Origin of the sequence: Pseudomonas sp. CDFA 610, assembly GCF_021147865.1 — a bacterium.
GTDB lineage: Bacteria > Pseudomonadota > Gammaproteobacteria > Pseudomonadales > Pseudomonadaceae > Aquipseudomonas > Aquipseudomonas alliivorans.
On the sequence record NZ_JAGTPM010000011.1, the window covers coordinates 96,098 to 114,371 of the forward strand.

Sequence of the window (18,274 nt, forward strand, 5' to 3'; positions counted from 1 at the left end):
ACCATGCGAGCAACAACCAGGGGCTTTACGCTGATCGAACTCATGATCGTCGTGGCGATTGTCGGTATCCTTGCGGCGGTGGCTTACCCCAGTTACACCGAGTACGTGAGGCGCACCCATCGTGCTGAAATTGCCAGTCTGCTGTCCGAGCAGACACAGGCGCTGGAGCGCTTTTATTCCCGGAGCGGTACTTACGCGGGGGCACAAGGTCTGAGCCAGGGAAACACCTATTACGGCATCGTTCCTGTGCTGAACGCCTCCGACTTCACCTTGACGGCGACGCCCAACGGCAACGCGATGATGAATGGCGACAAGTGTGGCAGTTTCGTCATCAAGAATACGGGTGAGTACAGCAACTCAGGCGCGTCCAGCGGCGTGACGAAGAAAGACTGCTGGGGCCGATAACCTTTTTTCAACTTGCCCAGAGAGCAAAATGCCCAAGCAACACGTAGTGATCGTCGGCGGTGGTGTTATCGGTTTGCTGACCGCCTTCAATCTGGCATCGGCGCACATGAGCGTTGTACTGCTGGACAGGTCGGGCGTTGGGCTTGAGTCTTCATGGGCGGGTGGGGGAATCGTCTCTCCGCTATACCCTTGGCGCTACAGCCCGGCAGTGACAGCGCTGGCGCACTGGTCCCAGGATTTCTATCCGCATCTGGGCGAACGGCTTTTCAGGCAGACTGGCCTTGATCCCGAGGTCCACACCACCGGCTTGTACTGGCTGGATCTGGAGGACGAACAGCAGGCGCTCGACTGGGCGGTACGGGAAAACCGGCCACTGAGCAGCATTGATATTTCTGCGGTGCATGATGCTGTGCCAGTGCTCGGACAGGGGTATTCGCGGGCGATCTACATGGCCGACGTGGCCAATGTGCGTAACCCTCGACTGGTCAAATCCCTCAAGGCTGCCTTGCTGGCGATGCCCGGTGTCGAGATCCGCGAGCAGTGCGAGGTCACTGGCTTCCTGCGTCGCAGCGATAGAATCGAAGGCGTGAAGACGGCTTTGGGCGATGTGCTCGCCGACCGCGTGATTCTCGCTGCGGGTGCCTGGAGTGGTGAGCTGTTGAAACACCTTGGCCTGGAGCTGCCAGTCGAGCCTGTCAAAGGGCAGATGATCCTCTACAAGTGCGCATCGGATTTCCTGCCCAGCATGGTGCTGGCCAAAGGGCGCTACGCAATCCCTCGGCGTGACGGGCATATTCTGATTGGCAGTACGCTGGAGCACGCAGGTTTCGACAAGAGCACGACCGAGGTGGCGCTTGAAAGCCTCAAGGCCTCGGCTGTCGAACTGATTCCGGCATTGGCGGAGGCCGAGCCTGTCGCTCAATGGGCGGGGCTGCGTCCGGGGTCGCCTGAAGGCATTCCGTTCATTGGCCCGGTGCCCGGCTTCGAAGGGCTGTGGCTCAACTGCGGTCATTACCGCAACGGCCTGGTGCTGGCACCCGCGTCGTGTCAGTTGCTCGCTGATTTATTGCTGGAGCATGAGCCGATCATTGATCCTGCGCCCTATGCGCCGCACGGCCGCATCACGCCCGCCCGGATATGAACTGCACCTTCATCAATAAACTATAACGTGCTGAATAATAAATGCGGTTTTTGTGGGAGGCAGCTTGCCGGCGAAGCGATTTTCCAAGCGCCACGCTGGTGACTGCAATGACGCCATCGCCGGCGAGCCGCCTCCCACGGGGTTGTACTGACTGCTAAAGCGCTGAAAGCCTCAAAGGCCAATGCCTTCCCGCTCAATCCAGCCCCAGCTTTTTCAACCGATAACGCATCGACCTGAATGACAGGCTGAGTCGCTGGGCTGCCGCTGTCCGGTTCCAGCGGGTCTCTTCCAGAGCCTGCAGAATCAGCTTGCGCTCGATGCCTTCAAGATAATCTTCCAGGTTGTCGATGTCGGCCAGGTTCGGGCCGTCGCTCTCCTGAGGTCTGGCAGACTCGGCCAGGCGCAGGTCAGACGCATGGATTTCGTCGTTCTCGCACAGCGTGTAGGCACGCTCCAGCATGTTCTCCAGCTCACGGACGTTGCCGGGGAAACGATAGTTTTTCAGCGTATCCAGTGCCTGAGCGTCGAGCGTGGCGGCGGGCAGGCCGCTGTTGGTCGCCAGTCGCTGAAGGACGATGGCCGCCAACTGGTCGATGTCTTCACGACGTTCGCGCAGCGACGGTACGCGCAACTCGATAACGTTCAAACGGTAATACAAATCCTGTCGGAAGCGTCCTGCGGCCACCTCCACGTTCAGGTCCTTGTGGGTCGCACAGAGAATCCGTACATCGACCACCTGTTCCTGCTGACCGCCGACGCTGCGAATGGACTTCTCCTGTATCGCGCGCAGCAGTTTGACCTGCATGGCCAGCGGCAGATCGGCCACCTCGTCCAGAAACAGCGTGCCGTTCTGCGCCGCCTGGAACAGTCCGGGCTTGTCTTCATGGGCGCCGGTGAAGCTGCCTTTGCGGTGTCCGAAGAACTCGCTTTCCATCAGGTCGGACGGAATGGCGCCGCAGTTGACCGGCACGAACGGTTTTTCTCCGCGCGGGCCTTGTTCGTGAATCAGCTTCGCCACCAGCTCTTTTCCGCTGCCCGACTCGCCGCTGATGTAAACGGGGGCCTGACTGCGCGACAGTTTGGCGATCTGGCTGCGCAACGTGCGCATGGGCGGTGAATCGCCCAGCAGGCGGTTGTCCAGAGTTCTCACCGGCTGCACGACGGGTGTGAGGCGCAACGCGCTGTTGACCAGTTCCCGCAGTCGACCGAGGTCCACCGGCTTGGTCAGGAAGTCGAACGCTCCGGCCTTGAGCGCATGGATAGCGGTGTCCAGACTGCCATGCGCCGTGATCATCGCCACCGGGACGTGAGCAAAGCTCTGCTGGATATGCTGCACCAGTTCCAGTCCGTTGCCGTCCGGCAGGCGCATGTCCGTCAGGCAGAGGTCGAATGCTTCGCGAGCCAGACACTGGCGTGCCTCGGCGACGTTGCAGGCGCTGCGGGTCTCCAGCTTCATCCGGCCCAGAGTGATCTCCAGGAGTTCGCGAATGTCCGGCTCATCATCGACGATCAGGATCTTTTGCCGTGGGGTCATGTTCAGCTCGGTTTGAACGGGTGGGCGAAGGTAATCCGCATGCAACTGCCGCCGCCTTCCCGAGGGGCGTAGTCCAGATGGGCCTGATTGCTTTCGCATAGCTCGCGCGACAGGTAGAGGCCAAGCCCCGTCCCTTTGCTTTCGGTGGTGAAGAACGGTTCGAACAATCTGCTCAGGTGCTTCTCGCTGACGCCGGGGCCGTTATCCAGGACCTCCAGCGTCGGCAGATCGCTTTTTCGGTCGTGATACAGCCTCAGCAGCACCTCTGCGCTAGGGTGGCCCTGACGACTGTAGCGCAGGCCGTTCTGCAGCAGGTTGGTGACCACCTGATTCAACTGCTCGGGGTCCATGCGTGTGGTCAGCATGCCGACACCTATTTCGGTCTCGACTCGTTGGTCAGGCAGAGCGGTGCTGCGAAACTCCGCAACAAAGTCTTCCAGCCAGTTTTTCAGATCAAGCAGTTCGCGCTGGGCTTCACGCCGTCTGGACAGTTGCAGCACGTTCTCGATGACCAGATTGATGCGTCGTGACTGATCATGAATGATCTGCCCAAGACGCCTGTCCGGCGCGGTCAATTCTTCCGACTCGTTCAATAACTGCGCCGCATGGCTGACAGCCCCCAGCGGGTTGCGGATTTCGTGGGCGATACCGGCCGTCAGACGACCCAGTGCAGCGAGTTTAAGCTGCTGGGCCTGATGGGCGACCTGCGACAGGTCCTCCAGGAAAATCAGGGTCTGGAGCTGATCGCCTCGGTTGACTGCTGCAAAGCTGGGTTGCAGTTCCGGCCCGATGGCGGAAGTCGAGAGACTGCGCGGCACCATGACCGGATTGATCAGCCAGTGGCGAAGGCGATCCACCAATTGCGGGCAGTAATGATCGATCACCTGGCCGACCAGTTGCTCATGCCCCAGCAGGTTCAGCGCGCCCTGATTGGCCAGCAGCACCTGACGCCGCGCATCCAGCACCAGAATGCCGGTGCGCATGCGTTGCAGAATCAAGGCGTTGAGTTCTTCCAGGTTATCGACATCGGCAGCACGCTGCTTGGCCAGCACTTCGCTATTGAGCATGCGTGCGGTGAGTGCCTGCACCAGCATGGCGGCAGCGAAGCACATGGCACCCAGCAGGCCAGCCTGCACGTAGTCGCTGGAAACCGATGGCGTCCCGAGGCTGATGTAGAAGGTCAGGTAGATGATCCCGATGGCCGAGACTGCAGCGATCAGCAGCCCGATGCGACCACGCAGCAGCACATTACTGATCGCGACCGAGGCGATCAGCAGGTTGCCGATACCGCTCGAAGGGCCCCCGGCTGCGTAGAAAAGGCCGGACAGCATGATCGCGTCTGCCAGTGCCAGGCTGAAGAGATGAGACTGGCGACTCGGCCGCTCCAGCAGCACCACTACCAGGATATTGGACACCAGATACAGCCAGCAGCCTGCGCGGAACAGGTTCGGGTTGGCCATCTGCAACAGTTCGGTGTCCAGGCTGCTGGAAATCAGCGATACCAGCAGGACACCGATGACGAGGCGATAAAGATGATAAAGCCGCAGGATCCGTTGCGCTTGGGCAGTGCCGAGCGAAAGGGGCTCAGCGGTCACGTGCCGCTGGGCCTTCTAGCCTGTGCGCCTCGCTGCAGTACCATTGTTTTTCCTGGCTCAATGCACGGTCACGAGGAAGATGAACGCCGCAATGGGCGCAACGCACCATGGGAGCTGCGGTGGTGTCGGGCGGCGCCGGACGTGATTTTGGTTTCGGGGGATTGAGCAGCCGCTTGATAAACCAGACCACCGCCGCGATCAACGCGGCCCACATTAATAACCGAAGCATGACTACCAGCTTAGTGAGTTGAGTCTGCGCAGTGTAGCCAAGGAGCAGGCGGGCGGACAGAGGCGAATGCGCATAAAAAAAGAGGCCTTGCAAAGGCCTCTTTTTTCGTGAGTCGTGTTCGAATCAGTCGAACAGACCCAGCGTCATGTAGCTGAACCACGAACGGCTCTTGGTGCCTTTCTCTTCGGCTTCTTTCTCGGCCTGCTCATCCAGCTCTGCCTGATTTTCCGGCAGCAGCTCTTTAGGGATGGAGTCTTTGGCTTCCTGATATTGCTTTTTGATGTCCTGATCGGCACGGGTTTCACCCGGTGGCAGCGGTGCGCTGCCACTGATCAGGCCCAAAGTCGCCTTGGACAGCCACGAACGGTTGTCCGCTTCGGCCTGACGAGGCATGAATTCGCCGTTATCCAGCTGTGGATGGTTCGGGTAGTTGGCTTTCAGTACTTCAAGGCTGGTCGCTGCCAGATCATCGAGGTGCAGACGCTGGTAAGACTCCACCATGACTGCCAGGCCGTCACCGACAGACGGTGTTTCCTGGAAGTTTTCGACCACATAACGACCGCGGTTGGCGGCGGCCACGTAGGCCTGACGGGTCAGGTAATAGTCAGCCACGTGAATTTCGTACGAAGCCAGCAGGTTGCGCAGGTAGATCATGCGCTGCTTGGCGTCGGGCGAGTAACGGCTGTTCGGGAAACGGCTGGTCAGTTGCGCGAACTCGTTGAACGAGTCACGGGCGGCGCCCGGGTCACGCTTGGTCTGGTCCAGTGGCAGGAAGCGGGCCAGCAGGCCGACGTCCTGGTCGAACGAGGTCAGGCCTTTCATGTAATAGGCGTAATCGACGTTCGGGTGCTGCGGGTGCAGGCGAATGAAGCGTTCGGCGGCAGATTTCGCGGCCTCCGGTTCACCGTTCTTGTAGTTCGAGTAGATCAGCTCAAGCTGGGCCTGGTCGGCATAGCGACCGAACGGATAGCGAGATTCCAGCGCCTTGAGCTTCTCAGTGGCACTGTTATAGCTGTTATTGCCCAGGTCGGCCTGCGCCTGCTGGTACAGCTCGACTTCGCTGAGGTTTTCGTCGATGACTTCCTTCGACGAACAGGCCGCAGTCAATGCGAGGATGGCGATCAGCAGCAGGTGTTTCACTTGCATGGCGGCTTGCGTCCCTATAACGGCCTGCTGTCTTGGGCGGGGCCGTCCTGTTATGATGAGCGCCCCGCGATACCGGCGGGACAAAAGACGCCGTATTTAACCACAAGCGCGCTGCCGAAACCAAAGGCTAGCCGCCACCTAGTCTGGTCATGTCCGAAAATATAGAACTCCGCGCAGAGGTGCCGTCCGAATTGGGCGGTCAACGCCTCGATCAAGTCGCCGCACAATTATTCGCTGAGCACTCGCGCTCGCGCCTTTCCGCCTGGATCAAGGACGGCCGCCTGACTGTGGACGGTGGCGTTCTGCGCCCGCGTGACATCGTGCATGGTGGTGCCATTCTCGAGCTGATTGCCGAGCAGGAGGCCCAGGGTGAATGGGTCGCTCAGGACATCGAACTGGATATCGTCTACGAAGACGATCAGATCCTGGTCATCAACAAGCCTGCGGGCCTGGTGGTGCATCCGGCTGCCGGTCACGCTGACGGCACGCTGCTCAATGCCTTGCTGCACCATGTGCCGGACATCATCAACGTTCCGCGCGCCGGCATCGTGCATCGCCTGGATAAAGACACCACGGGTCTGATGGTGGTCGCCAAGACGATTCAGGCGCAGACCCAACTGGTCACCCAGTTGCAGAGTCGTAGCGTCAGCCGCATCTATGAATGCATCGTGATCGGTGTCGTGACCGCAGGCGGCAAGATCGACGCGCCGATCGGCCGTCACGGCCAGCAGCGTCAACGCATGGCGGTGATGGAAGGCGGCAAGCAGGCGGTGAGTCATTACCGTGTGCTGGAGCGCTTCCGGTCGCACACCCATGTACGGGTCAAGCTGGAAACCGGTCGTACGCACCAGATTCGTGTGCACATGGCGCACATCAACTATCCGTTGGTCGGCGACCCTGCCTACGGTGGTCGTTTCCGTATTCCGCCTGCTGCCAGCCTGACCATGGTCGATTCGCTCAAGACCTTCCCGCGTCAGGCGCTGCATGCGCGCTTCCTGGAGCTGGATCACCCGACCACTGGCAAGCGCATGAGTTGGGAATCGCCTCTGCCCGACGACTTCGTCTGGCTGCTGTCGCTGCTCAAGCAGGACCGCGAGGCGTTTATCGGGTGAATGACTGGCTGATACCTGACTGGCCCGCGCCAGCGCATATCAAGTCCTGCGTCACCACCCGCTCGGGCGGGGCCAGTCAGGCTCCGTTCGACACCTTCAATCTCGGCGATCACGTTGACGATAGCCCCCAGGCTGTTGCCAGCAATCGTTCTGTTCTGACCGCCAGCCTCAACGTTCAACCCGCCTGGCTGCGCCAGGTGCATGGTGTGGTCGTTGCACAGGCTGATCCTTCGCGCGTCATGGAAGCCGACGCCAGCTGGACGGATAAGCCCGGCGTCGCCTGCACCATCATGACCGCCGACTGCCTGCCTGCGCTGTTCTGTCGCCGTGACGGCACCCGAGTCGCTGCCGCGCATGCCGGCTGGCGTGGTCTGGCGGCAGGTGTGCTGGAAGCGACGGCCGACAGCTTGCAGGTTGCTCCCGATGACGTGATGGTCTGGCTGGGTCCTGCGATCGGTCAGCCTTCGTTCGAAGTCGGGCCGGAGGTTCGCGAGGCCTTCGTGAGTCAGCACCCTGAAACGGTCGAAGCATTCATCGCCAGCTCCAACGCCGGTCGATTCATGGCCGACATCTATACCCTGGCGCGCCTGCGGCTGGCGGCGTATGGCATCTCCTCTGTTTATGGTGGCGGCTTTGACACCTTCACCGATCCGCGCTTCTTCTCCTATCGCCGTGCAGCCCGCACCGGCCGATTTGCCTCGCTGATCTGGATCGATCACGCCTGACTCCTGCTCTTTCGCTCAAGCCAGCTAGTCTTGCCTGAGCGTGAGGCTGATCCACATCAAGCGATGTCAGTCTTGAAACACGCAGAATTGCCCGCATCTATTGCGCATCCATAAGTGTTTCAGCAGGTTTTCGTCACAGGTGTGTTCATTGCTCCGGCCTGCTCTAAAGGAAGGTGACTATGCGTATCGACAGATTGACCAGCAAATTACAGTTAGCGTTATCAGATTCACAATCACTGGCAGTGGGCCTCGACCACCCAGCCATTGAGCCTGCGCATTTGATGCAGGCATTGCTAGAACAACAAGGTGGCTCGATCAAACCTTTGCTGCTGCAGGTAGGTTTCGACGTGAATAGCCTGCGCAAGGAATTGAGCAAAGAGCTCGATCAACTGCCCAAAATCCAGAACCCGACCGGCGACGTCAACATGTCGCAGGAGCTGGCGCGTCTGCTCAATCAGGCTGATCGCCTGGCCCAGCAAAAGGGTGACCAGTTCATTTCCAGTGAGTTGGTGCTGCTCGCCGCCATGGACGAGAACAGCAAGCTCGGCAAGTTGCTGCTGGGGCAGGGTGTCAGCAAGAAGGCGCTGGAAAATGCCATCAATAATCTGCGCGGCGGCGGGGCGGTCAATGATCCCAACGTCGAAGAGTCGCGTCAGGCGCTGGACAAGTACACCGTTGACCTGACCAAGCGGGCCGAAGAAGGCAAGCTCGACCCGGTGATTGGTCGTGACGACGAGATCCGTCGCACGATTCAGGTTTTGCAGCGCCGCACCAAGAACAATCCGGTGTTGATCGGTGAGCCGGGTGTGGGCAAGACCGCCATAGCCGAAGGCTTGGCGCAGCGTATTATCAACGGTGAAGTGCCTGACGGTTTGCGTGGCAAGCGTCTTCTTTCGCTGGACATGGGCGCACTGATTGCCGGTGCCAAATACCGCGGCGAGTTCGAAGAGCGCCTGAAATCGCTGCTCAACGAGCTGTCCAAGCAGGAAGGCCAGATCATCCTGTTCATCGACGAACTGCACACCATGGTCGGCGCGGGTAAAGGCGAAGGCTCGATGGATGCGGGCAACATGCTCAAGCCGGCTCTGGCACGCGGCGAGTTGCACTGCGTCGGCGCGACCACGCTCAACGAGTACCGCCAATATATAGAGAAGGATGCCGCGCTGGAGCGTCGTTTCCAGAAAGTGCTGGTGGACGAGCCAAGCGAAGAAGACACCATCGCGATTCTGCGTGGCCTGAAAGAGCGCTATGAAGTCCACCACAAGGTCGCTATCACCGATGGTGCGATCATCGCAGCGGCGAAGTTGAGCCATCGCTACATCACTGATCGTCAGTTGCCGGACAAGGCCATCGACCTGATCGACGAAGCGGCCAGCCGCATTCGCATGGAAATCGACTCCAAGCCGGAAGTGCTCGACCGCCTCGAGCGCCGCCTGATCCAGTTGAAGGTGGAAGCTCAGGCGCTCAAGAAAGAGAAGGACGAGGCAGCCATAAAGCGTCTGGGCAAGCTTCAGGACGATATCCAGCGTCTGGAGCTGGAATATGCGGATCTGGAAGAAATCTGGACATCGGAAAAAGCCGAAGTAACCGGTTCTGCGCAGATCCAGCAGAAAATCGAGCAGTCGCGTCAGGAACTGGAAGCGGCACGCCGTCGTGGCGACCTGAACCGCATGGCTGAATTGCAGTATGGGATCATCCCGGATCTGGAGCGCAGCCTGCAGATGGTCGACCAGCACGGTAAGCCGGAGAACCAGTTGCTGCGCAGTAAAGTGACCGAGGAAGAAATCGCTGAGGTGGTGTCCAAGTGGACCGGTATTCCGGTCTCCAAGATGCTGGAAGGCGAACGCGAAAAGCTGTTGAAAATGGAAACCCTGTTGCACAACCGCGTAATCGGCCAGGAAGAGGCGGTGGTCGCGGTATCGAACGCTGTGCGTCGTTCGCGTGCGGGCCTGTCCGATCCCAACCGCCCAAGCGGTTCGTTCATGTTCCTCGGCCCGACCGGCGTGGGCAAGACCGAGTTGTGCAAGGCGCTGGCCGAGTTCCTGTTCGACACCGAAGAGGCCATGGTGCGGATCGACATGTCCGAGTTTATGGAGAAGCATTCGGTGGCGCGGCTCATCGGTGCACCACCGGGCTATGTCGGGTACGAGGAAGGCGGCTACCTGACCGAGGCCGTACGTCGCAAACCGTACTCGGTAATCCTGCTCGACGAGGTCGAGAAAGCGCATTCGGACGTGTTCAACATTCTGTTGCAGGTACTGGAAGACGGTCGCCTGACCGACAGTCATGGCCGTACGGTGGATTTCCGCAATACTGTGATCGTCATGACCTCCAACCTGGGCTCGGCGCAGATTCAGGAGCTGGTGGGAGATCGTGAAGCGCAGCGCGCAGCGGTGATGGATGCCGTCAGCACGCACTTCCGGCCGGAGTTCATCAACCGGATCGACGAAGTGGTGATCTTCGAGCCGTTGGCGCGTGATCAGATTGCCGGTATCACCGACATCCAGCTGGATCGTCTGCGCAAGCGTCTGACCGAGCGCGAGCTCTCTCTGACGCTCAGCCCCGAAGCGCTGGACAAGCTGATTGCCGTTGGCTACGACCCGGTCTATGGCGCGCGCCCACTGAAGCGTGCCATTCAGCGCTGGATCGAAAACCCGCTGGCGCAACTCATCCTCTCGGGCAGCTTCGTACCCGGGACTGGCATCACTGGTCGGGTGGTCGACGACGAGATCGTATTTGCCTGATGAGGTCCGTTGCCTTATAAAGGAGGGCTCCCCGAGTGGGAGCCCTTTTTGTTGAGGACGATGTCCGCAGCAAAATCAGCCCTGAAAGGCGATCTGAAAAAAAATCGCAAATCATTGTCTTAAAAAGCAATTTAGAGGGTTGACAGGTGTTTTTAAAATTGTAGAATAGCGCGCCTCAGAGACGTGAACGCAACGATACAAACGAAGCGCAAACGTCATTGAGATTGAAATCAAAGAGTTAACAGCGATGTGATTTCAATGCGGCAAGTGGTAACGTTGAATCTGAAATCGATAGTTCCGCGATAGCTCAGTTGGTAGAGCAAGTGACTGTTAATCACTGGGTCCCTGGTTCGAGTCCAGGTCGTGGAGCCAGATTTCACAAGGTTCGATGACGTTTCAGTCGGGGTATAGCGCAGTCCGGTAGCGCGCCTGCTTTGGGAGCAGGATGTCAGGAGTTCGAATCCCCTTACCCCGACCATATTTGGGTCGTTAGCTCAGTTGGTAGAGCAGTTGGCTTTTAACCAATTGGTCGTAGGTTCGAATCCCACACGACCCACCATTTTTGGCCAGTTTGTATCTGGCTGGATCTTAGGGAGTGATGCCACAAGCATCATCCAAATAAAAAGCGCCTCTTCCGAGGTGCTTTTTAGCATCATCGGGGTATAGCGCAGTCCGGTAGCGCGCCTGCTTTGGGAGCAGGATGTCAGGAGTTCGAATCCCCTTACCCCGACCATTTTCGCCCAGCTGTATCAGGGTTGAAGATCAGGACTCAAGAACAGTGGTCTTGAGTCCAACAAAAAAGGCGTCCTTCGGGACGCCTTTTTTGTTTCTCCGTAAAGCCGGTCTGACTGCTCAGCCGCTGGCCAACTCTCTCAAGTGACGGCCACACCAGCGTCAGAACACGGGTGAATCCGCCATCCGTTCAGAAAACCCCTTTCATGTTCCTTGATTACTAAGCCGGTCGAAGCGAGCATCGAACGACCTGATTGCCTGCAATGCACACCGTACCCGCATCAGAGATCCGGGCAGGAGCTTGGTTCAGCGCCAGCAGTGTGAGGTCGACATGCCAATCAATATAGTCAGCCAGCGTCTGGTTCGTGCCCCTTCCATCCTGGTGAAGCACGATCAGCATTCTGATAGGTATCAGATTGACGCCTGCTCGGCCATGGCGCAAACCTCTGCGCAGACATGCCAATGCATAACATTGGCATGCTCGACCACAGTCTTTTAGTGCAGCTTCATCCGTGGCTCGGTGCCCTTGCCGATGCGACTGCCCAGCATCAGCATCAGCGTGCGGAACATGCCGTAAAGCGCCATCTGGTGCATGCGGTACAGCGACACATAAAACATCCGCGCCAGCCAGCCTTCGAGCATGACGCTGCCTGTCAGGTTACCCATCAGGTTGCCCACCGCCGAAAAACTCGACAGTGAGATCAGCGAGCCGTAGTCCTTGTAGGTGTATTCCGGTAATGCCTTGCCTTCGATCCGCAGACGCAGGGATTTGACCAACAGTGAAGCCTGCTGATGTGCCGTCTGGGCGCGAGGCGGGACGTTGCGATCAGTGCCTTTTTGCGGGCAGGCAGCGCAGTCGCCAAAGGCAAAGATGTTTTCGTCGCGAGTGGTTTGCAGTGTCGGCAGCACCTGCAATTGGTTGATACGGTTGCTCTCCAGTCCGTCCAGCTCGTGCAGGAACGCCGGGGCTCGAATGCCTGCCGCCCAGACTTTCAGGGTTGCGGGGATGACTTCACCGGACGCCGTGATCAGGCTGTCGGCTGTGACCTCGCTGACGGCCGCGTTGGTCAGCACCGTCACGCCGAGCTTGCTGAGGGTCTTGTGGACCGGGCTGCCAATGCGCTCGGGCAGTGCCGGCAGAACCCGCGGGCCTGCCTCGATCACAGTGATGCGCAGGTTTTCCGGTTTGATCTGCCCCAGCCCGTAAGCAGCCAGTTCATGGGCTGCGTTGTGCAACTCGGCCGCCAGTTCCACCCCTGTGGCACCGGCACCAACAATGGCAACCGTGATCTCCTGAGTTGCGTCAGCCTGACCGGCATGCGCACGCAGGTAGTGATTCAACAATTGCTGATGGAAACGCTCGGCCTGCTTGCGGGTGTCGAGGAACAGGCAGTGTTCCGCCGCACCCTTGGTGCCAAAATCATTGGTGGTGCTGCCGACTGCCAGAACCAGTGAGTCGTAACCCAGGCTGCGGGCCGGGACCAGTTCAGCACCGTTTTCATCCAGCGTGGCAGCCAGATGCACCTGTTTGCTGGTGCGATCAAGCCCAGTCATACGGCCCAGCTGGAACTGAAAATTGTTCCATTTGGCTTGCGCCACGTAGTTGAGCTCGTCCTCGTACGAGTTCAGTGAGCCGGCCGCCACTTCGTGCAGCAGGGGTTTCCAGATGTGGGTGAGGTTGGCGTCCACCAGCGTAACGCTGGCCGTACCTTTCTTGCCCAGGGTTTTACCCAGACGGGTGGCCAGTTCCAGACCGCCGGCGCCTCCGCCAACGATGACAATACGATGAGTCATAAGGGTTACTCAGAAGGTTTAAGGAATTCGGGGGGAGCTTGATCTTCGCGAGCGCAAGGCAGCTCATAGCGTCAGATGGCTCAGAAAACGGCTCAGCAGGCCCAGTCCGATGACCACGACTACCAGCATGATCAGGAGCAGCCATGGCCGGAAAGGCCTGCGCTCGACTTGATGCTGGGGCGCCTGAAGGTATTCTTCGACACGCCGTTGGTCGTCCGGGTTCAGACGGCTGCTCATTTTATGTCTCGTGTTACGTTTCGTTTCGCGTGTACTGCCTGGCAGGAGGCCATGAATCGGTGCTTTCCAGCGGTTCGACCTGAAGCGTGTCGTCCAGCCGGATGATTCCGCTTTGTATCACTCGGGCGGTAATTCCGCCATGCCCCCGCACCGCCTGAAAGGTCCCGTGGCCGAGCCGTTGCTCGAGGCGCGCGCAAGGCTGACACCAGCCTGTGGTTTCGAAAATCGCCTGGCCGATCCTGAATCGCCGTCCCTTCAGGCTGAACAGATTGATGCCGCTGATCGCCAGATTGCGCCGCAGATCCTGCGGTACGATGGGATTTTCCGCTGACCGGTTCAGGAGAGAGCTGACCACGGCCAGATGTTCCCACTGGATCAGTGTGACCTGCCGGGCGTTGCGCGGCCCTGGGCGCGAGTGGTCACCGGTCAACCCAGCATCGCGCCGCGCTTCCACGGCATCCAGCTCGATCATGTCGACACGTGATTCGGGGCGCACGCCGATCCAGCGCACACGACCGTGCTGCGGGACGTCGGCCAGCAGTTCCTGTAACGGGCTCATAAACTGATTCCAACATCGAAAACGACACTGCGGCCCAGATTGGTACGCAGAAAGTCCGGAGCATCCGGGTGCGCGAACAATACACGGGCAAAGGTCGGCCCTACCAGTGACAGCGAGCGCCAGCCTTGACGCAGGTACTCGGTGGGCGGCGGGAAATGGCTGTTGAGGTCCAGTACTTCGCGCTTGAGGCTGGCGAAGGCAATGATGTCCAGCTCGCCGAGGTCCAGGCCCCGCTCGCGGTAGTTATGGGATTTCTTGCGCAGGGTGGGGGCGAGGCGTCGAAGCAGTTCTGAAGCCGGGATGCGCTTGGGCTTGGCCTCACGGCGCACCAGTTGGCTGAGGGAAAAGGCACTGCGTCGTCGCTCCAGCTCCTCGCGCCACTCGTCATTGAGACGGCGACCCTCGTCCAGCACGAAAAACACCTCGAAGCAGGCATCACGAAACAGCACGTCCGGCGGCTCCTGGCCTGCCGGTGTGAAGTCTTCGTTGCGATGCGGGATGTTCAGGCCCTGTAGCAGGCGCTGACAAACCCATCGCTCACGCTCCCACTTTCGCGCATTGGAAAGAAAGGCGTTGGCTTGTTCGGCCTGGATCGTCAACAGGCGTAAGTAGTCTGAGTCATCCATGGGCCCAAGCTTAGCGTTCTAATCGCTGTCACTGGAAGAGAGAATGTGTGGGTGTAAACTGGCTTTCATTTTGGCTGTTCGTAATCGCCTTATGGCAAACAGTACCTTTTCGAGGAGTGCCGCGTTGAAATTTCTGCCCATACTGCTTCTGGCCCTGTTGCCGCTGACGGCCAATGCCCTGCAAACCGGCGAGCGCCTCGCGCCGTGGACACTGCTCGACCAATACGATCAGCCCTACACCCTTAACAACCAGACGCAAACCTTGTTGGTCGCCAGAAGCATGGACGCCGCCAAACTGGTCAATGCCGCGCTCGCGGATAAACCCAAAGGCTTTCTCGAAGCGCGCAATACCGTCTTCGTCGCCGACATTCAGAAGATGCCGACTATCATCGCCAAGATGTTCGCCATCCCCAAGATGCGTGACTATACCTACCGCGTCATGCTCGACCGCGACGCCCGTATCGTGCCGCAGTACGCGGGTGACGAGGATAAAGTCCTGTGGTTGCAATTGCGCGACGGGCAGTTAGTGAGTCAGCAGCAGTTCGGGAGTGCCGAGGCGTTGCGTGCAGCGCTGGAAAGGCCGTAACGGAGGGTGTAACAACCTTGTCGGAGGCGGCTTGCCGGCGATGGCGTCAGTTCAGTCGCTGATAGGACGCTTCAGAAACGCATCGCCGGCAAGCCGCCTCCCATGCTCCACGTCGCATTCGAGAGCGGACGCAGAGCGTGGTAACGGTCATCAGGCGATGGAGTTGCTCGCCAAAAGAATCAGGCAGCCTCAGTGGCCTCTGTGCGGTACTTCCAGATCGCCCGAAAACAGGTCGTCTTCTGCATCCGGGCTCACCGGAATGGCGTGTTCTTCCGATGCCCAGGCACCGAGGTCGATCAGTTTGCAGCGGTCCGAGCAGAACGGACGATTGGGGCTGGCCGCGCTCCACTCCACGGGCGCGCCGCAGGTTGGACATTGAACGGTCATTGGTTGGCTCATGATTGGCCTCCACGCAAAGTAAGGTAAAAGTGGTGCAGCCGCTCGACTTCGCTTTTCAGCCAGGCAGTATTCTGGTCGTTGACCAGCACATCGTCGGCATGGCGCAAGCGCTCCTCGCGCTGTACCTGAGCCTTGAGGATGGCCTGGACCTGTTCCTGGCTTGAACTGTCGCGCAGCATGGTGCGCTCTATCTGCAGTGCCTGAGGTGCATCGATCACCAGCAGTCGCTGGACCGTGCGGTACTGACCGGATTCGATCAGCAACGGTGATACCAGAATGGCGTAGGGTGACGTGGCACGCGCCAGATAGCGGCTGATTTCCTGATTGATCAACGGATGCAGCAGTGACTCAAGCCAGCGTCGTTCTTCGGGCTGTTCGAAAATCAGCTTGCGCAGCGCACCCCGATCCAGTTCTCCGCTGGTCTGTAGAACGCCAGTGCCAAAGTGCTCGACGATCTGTTCCAGCGCCGGCCGGCCAGGTTCCACGACCCAGCGCGCAGCGTGATCGGCATCCACCGTTTGAATACCCAGGTCGATAAAGCACTGTGCCGCGGCACTTTTACCGCTGCCGATACCGCCAGTCAGGCCGAGAATCCAGGGTTTTTGATCAGGGTGGGTCATTTGAAACCGGCAAACTGCAAATAGGAGTCGGTTATTTGACCACCCCAGAGCAAAGCGATCCACCCCGCGATGGCCAGATAAGGACCGAAGGGGATCGGTGTGCCGGATTCGACGCTGCGCAATCGCATCATGATCACGCCAAGAATGGCGCCCACCAGTGACGAGAGCAGGATTGTCAGTGGCAGGATTTGCCAGCCGCCCCAGGCGCCGAGCATGGCCAGCAGCTTGAAGTCGCCGTAGCCCATGCCTTCCTTTCCGGTGATCAGCTTGAACAGCCAGAACACCGACCACAACGACAGGTATCCCGCCACGGCGCCCCACAAGGCATCGCTTAACGAAGTAAACAGGCCAAACGCGTTCGCGATCAGGCCCAGCCACATCAACGGTAGTACCAGTGAATCAGGCAGCAACTGCGTATCGGCGTCGATCAGGCTCATCGCCAGCAAGCCCCAGCTCAGTACCAGCATTGCCGCCGCCTGCCAGCCAAAGCCGAAATGCCAGGCCACATAGGCCGACAATAGCGCGCAGGCCAGCTCGACCAGCGGGTAGCGCTTGCTGATCGGAGCCTTGCATTGCGAACACTTGCCGCCAAGCATCAGGTAGCTGACCACCGGCAGATTTTCCCACGGGCGGATCTGGTGAGCGCAGTGCGGGCAGCGGGAGTGAGGGAGGATCAGGTTGAAGGTGGGCTGCTCAGGCTCGGCGGGTAAGCCAAGCATTTCCCGCGACTGGGCTTTCCAGTCGTTCTCCATCATCTTGGGCAGGCGGTAAATCAGGACGTTGAGAAAGCTTCCGACCAGCAGGCCGAGCACGCCGATGAAAATAACGAAGGCCAGCGTTGAGCTGGCCAGGAAGTCGAGGAGGGGCATGTCAGGCGACTTCCCCAAGCTTGAAGATTGGCAGGTACATAGCAATCACGAGGCCGCCAACAACTATACCCAGTATTGCCATGATCATCGGCTCCATAAGGCTTGTTAGGCTGTCGACCATATTGTCCACTTCATCTTCGTAATAAGTCGCAACCTTATCGAGCATACTATCTAAAGCTCCAGATTCTTCGCCGATGGCGGTCATCTGAATCGCCAGACTTGGAAACACGCCGGTAGAGCGCATTGAAAAATTCAACTGCATACCTGTAGAGACATCTTGCTTGATTTTGTGCACTGCATTCCTGAAGACTACGTTGCCTGTCGCACCAGCGACCGAGTCGAGGGCCTCAACCAAAGGCACGCCGGCTGCGAAAGTGGTTGCTAGTGTACGAGCGTAGCGGGCCACCGAAGACTTGAATATCAAAGGGCCGATGACCGGAATTTTTAACAAAAATCTGTCGACGGCATCACGGAATTTTTGTGATTTTTTATAGGCACGCTTGAACATGAAAAAGCCGCCTACGAATAGGGCGAGAATCGCCAACCACCAAGTCTGTACAACTTCAGACAGCGCGATGACCATAAGTGTGAACGCAGGCAGTTCTGCGCCGAATCCAGCAAAGACTGACTGGAACTGCGGCACGACTTTGATCAGAAGAATCCCTGAGACAATGATTGCTACCGTTAAAACTGCAGCAGGATAAGTCATGGCCTTCTTGATCTTTGCTTTGAGTTTTTCGGTTTTTTCTTTATAGGTTGCAACTCGATCCAGTAAGCTTTCCAGGGCACCCGCCTGCTCGCCAGCGTCCACTAGATTGCAGAAAAGGTCATCGAAGTGTTCTGGCTTTTGTCTGAGGGCGGTCGCAAAACTGTTACCGGCCGATACCTCTTGTTTCAGGGAGTCTACAAGAGAGCGCATGTTCGGATTCTCCGAGCCTTCGCTGATGATGTCGAACGACTGCAGCAGCGGAACGCCAGCCTTCATCATCGTCGCCATTTGCCGAGAGAAAAAAGCGATGTCCAGCGGTTTGATTTTTTTACCCTTGCCGAAGATCGAGACGGTCTTCTTCCGCACTTTGGTCGGGTTGATGCCCTGCTTGCGAAGTTGAGCCTTGATCAGCGCCGGATTGTGGCCACTTAATTCACCGCTGATCTTGGTGCCTTTCTTGTCGACGCCTTCCCAAGTGAAAATGCTGACTTTGACTGCTTTACTGGCCATGC

General features: G+C 58.7%; 18 protein-coding genes and 4 tRNA genes. 10 read left to right on the forward strand and 12 right to left on the reverse strand.

Going from position 1 to position 18,274, the window contains the following annotated elements; translation table 11 throughout:
* Positions 1–3 precede the first annotated feature (3 nt).
* Both KDX39_RS20630 and thiO read left to right on the forward strand, forming a co-directional pair.
* Positions 4–405, forward strand: a complete 402-nt coding sequence (locus KDX39_RS20630) for a type IV pilin protein (protein WP_231661639.1) — start codon at positions 4–6, stop codon at positions 403–405.
* Between the two features lie 28 nt (positions 406–433).
* Positions 434–1,546, forward strand: coding sequence for a glycine oxidase ThiO (thiO, locus tag KDX39_RS20635; RefSeq protein ID WP_231661640.1), 1,113 nt, complete (start codon positions 434–436; stop codon positions 1,544–1,546).
* Between the two features lie 193 nt (positions 1,547–1,739).
* Here the strand turns inward: thiO and KDX39_RS20640 are convergent, their stop codons facing one another.
* The 4 genes from KDX39_RS20640 to KDX39_RS20655 all read right to left on the reverse strand — a co-directional run bounded on the left by KDX39_RS20640 (position 1,740) and on the right by KDX39_RS20655 (position 6,050).
* Positions 1,740–3,080: a sigma-54-dependent transcriptional regulator gene (locus KDX39_RS20640; protein WP_099226397.1), complete on the reverse strand. Its 1,341-nt coding sequence runs from the start codon at positions 3,078–3,080 to the stop codon at positions 1,740–1,742.
* Positions 3,081–3,082: 2 nt separating this feature from the next.
* A complete protein-coding gene (locus KDX39_RS20645) occupies positions 3,083–4,675 on the reverse strand; it encodes a sensor histidine kinase (RefSeq protein WP_231661641.1) in 1,593 nt (530 codons plus the stop codon).
* Positions 4,665–4,904 (reverse strand): PP0621 family protein, encoded by a 240-nt coding sequence (locus KDX39_RS20650; RefSeq protein ID WP_099226494.1) that lies wholly within the window; start codon positions 4,902–4,904, stop codon positions 4,665–4,667. Before KDX39_RS20650 ends, KDX39_RS20645 begins: the two co-directional genes overlap by 11 nt.
* Before the next feature lie 123 nt (positions 4,905–5,027).
* Positions 5,028–6,050 carry an outer membrane protein assembly factor BamD gene (locus KDX39_RS20655; RefSeq protein WP_231661642.1) on the reverse strand — a complete coding sequence of 341 codons (1,023 nt, stop codon included), beginning with the start codon at positions 6,048–6,050 and terminating at the stop codon, positions 5,028–5,030.
* A 149-nt stretch (positions 6,051–6,199) separates the two neighbouring features.
* Between KDX39_RS20655 and rluD the strand changes: the two genes are divergently transcribed.
* The 7 genes from rluD to KDX39_RS20690 all read left to right on the forward strand — a co-directional run bounded on the left by rluD (position 6,200) and on the right by KDX39_RS20690 (position 11,364).
* Complete coding sequence (rluD, locus tag KDX39_RS20660; RefSeq protein ID WP_099226394.1) at positions 6,200–7,162, forward strand: 23S rRNA pseudouridine(1911/1915/1917) synthase RluD; 963 nt, start codon at positions 6,200–6,202, stop codon at positions 7,160–7,162.
* Positions 7,159–7,887: a peptidoglycan editing factor PgeF gene (gene pgeF, locus KDX39_RS20665; protein ID WP_231661643.1), complete on the forward strand. Its 729-nt coding sequence runs from the start codon at positions 7,159–7,161 to the stop codon at positions 7,885–7,887. The genes rluD and pgeF overlap by 4 nt, the downstream gene beginning before the upstream one ends.
* A 179-nt stretch (positions 7,888–8,066) precedes the next feature.
* Entirely contained in the window at positions 8,067–10,631 is a 2,565-nt protein-coding gene (clpB, locus tag KDX39_RS20670; RefSeq protein ID WP_099226392.1) for an ATP-dependent chaperone ClpB, read from the forward strand.
* A 296-nt stretch (positions 10,632–10,927) separates the two neighbouring features.
* A tRNA-Asn gene (locus tag KDX39_RS20675) sits at positions 10,928–11,003 on the forward strand.
* A gap of 29 nt (positions 11,004–11,032) precedes the next feature.
* Positions 11,033–11,109, forward strand: a tRNA-Pro gene (locus KDX39_RS20680).
* 5 nt (positions 11,110–11,114) lie between these two features.
* Positions 11,115–11,190 (forward strand) — tRNA-Lys (locus KDX39_RS20685).
* Between the two features lie 97 nt (positions 11,191–11,287).
* A tRNA-Pro gene (locus KDX39_RS20690) sits at positions 11,288–11,364 on the forward strand.
* 494 nt (positions 11,365–11,858) lie between these two features.
* Here the strand turns inward: KDX39_RS20690 and KDX39_RS20695 are convergent.
* From KDX39_RS20695 to KDX39_RS20710, 4 genes are all read right to left on the reverse strand, one after another.
* Positions 11,859–13,157 (reverse strand): NAD(P)/FAD-dependent oxidoreductase, encoded by a 1,299-nt coding sequence (locus KDX39_RS20695; protein ID WP_231661644.1) that lies wholly within the window; start codon positions 13,155–13,157, stop codon positions 11,859–11,861.
* Between the two features lie 63 nt (positions 13,158–13,220).
* Positions 13,221–13,394 (reverse strand): DUF3094 family protein, encoded by a 174-nt coding sequence (locus KDX39_RS20700; RefSeq protein WP_032632672.1) that lies wholly within the window; start codon positions 13,392–13,394, stop codon positions 13,221–13,223.
* Positions 13,395–13,407: 13 nt separating this feature from the next.
* Complete coding sequence (locus KDX39_RS20705) at positions 13,408–13,953, reverse strand: MOSC domain-containing protein (RefSeq protein ID WP_231661645.1); 546 nt, start codon at positions 13,951–13,953, stop codon at positions 13,408–13,410.
* A complete protein-coding gene (locus KDX39_RS20710) occupies positions 13,950–14,579 on the reverse strand; it encodes a DUF1780 domain-containing protein (protein ID WP_004884092.1) in 630 nt (209 codons plus the stop codon). Before KDX39_RS20710 ends, KDX39_RS20705 begins: the two co-directional genes overlap by 4 nt.
* 124 nt (positions 14,580–14,703) lie before the next feature.
* Between KDX39_RS20710 and KDX39_RS20715 the strand changes: the two genes are divergently transcribed.
* Entirely contained in the window at positions 14,704–15,165 is a 462-nt protein-coding gene (locus tag KDX39_RS20715) for a hypothetical protein (protein WP_231661646.1), read from the forward strand.
* A 189-nt stretch (positions 15,166–15,354) separates the two neighbouring features.
* On the opposite strand, the gene yacG is transcribed toward KDX39_RS20715, so the two are convergent.
* The 4 genes from yacG to KDX39_RS20735 are packed head-to-tail and all read right to left on the reverse strand — an operon-like array spanning position 15,355 to position 18,272.
* Positions 15,355–15,564, reverse strand: coding sequence for a DNA gyrase inhibitor YacG (yacG, locus tag KDX39_RS20720; protein WP_099226382.1), 210 nt, complete (start codon positions 15,562–15,564; stop codon positions 15,355–15,357).
* Positions 15,561–16,184, reverse strand: coding sequence for a dephospho-CoA kinase (coaE, locus tag KDX39_RS20725; RefSeq protein ID WP_231661647.1), 624 nt, complete (start codon positions 16,182–16,184; stop codon positions 15,561–15,563). Before coaE ends, yacG begins: the two co-directional genes overlap by 4 nt.
* On the reverse strand, positions 16,181–17,053 hold the full coding sequence (locus tag KDX39_RS20730) for a prepilin peptidase (RefSeq protein WP_231661648.1): 873 nt from the start codon (positions 17,051–17,053) through the stop codon (positions 16,181–16,183). Before KDX39_RS20730 ends, coaE begins: the two co-directional genes overlap by 4 nt.
* A gap of 1 nt (position 17,054) precedes the next feature.
* Positions 17,055–18,272 carry a type II secretion system F family protein gene (locus tag KDX39_RS20735; RefSeq protein WP_231661649.1) on the reverse strand — a complete coding sequence of 406 codons (1,218 nt, stop codon included), beginning with the start codon at positions 18,270–18,272 and terminating at the stop codon, positions 17,055–17,057.
* Between the last annotated feature and the right edge of the window lie 2 nt (positions 18,273–18,274).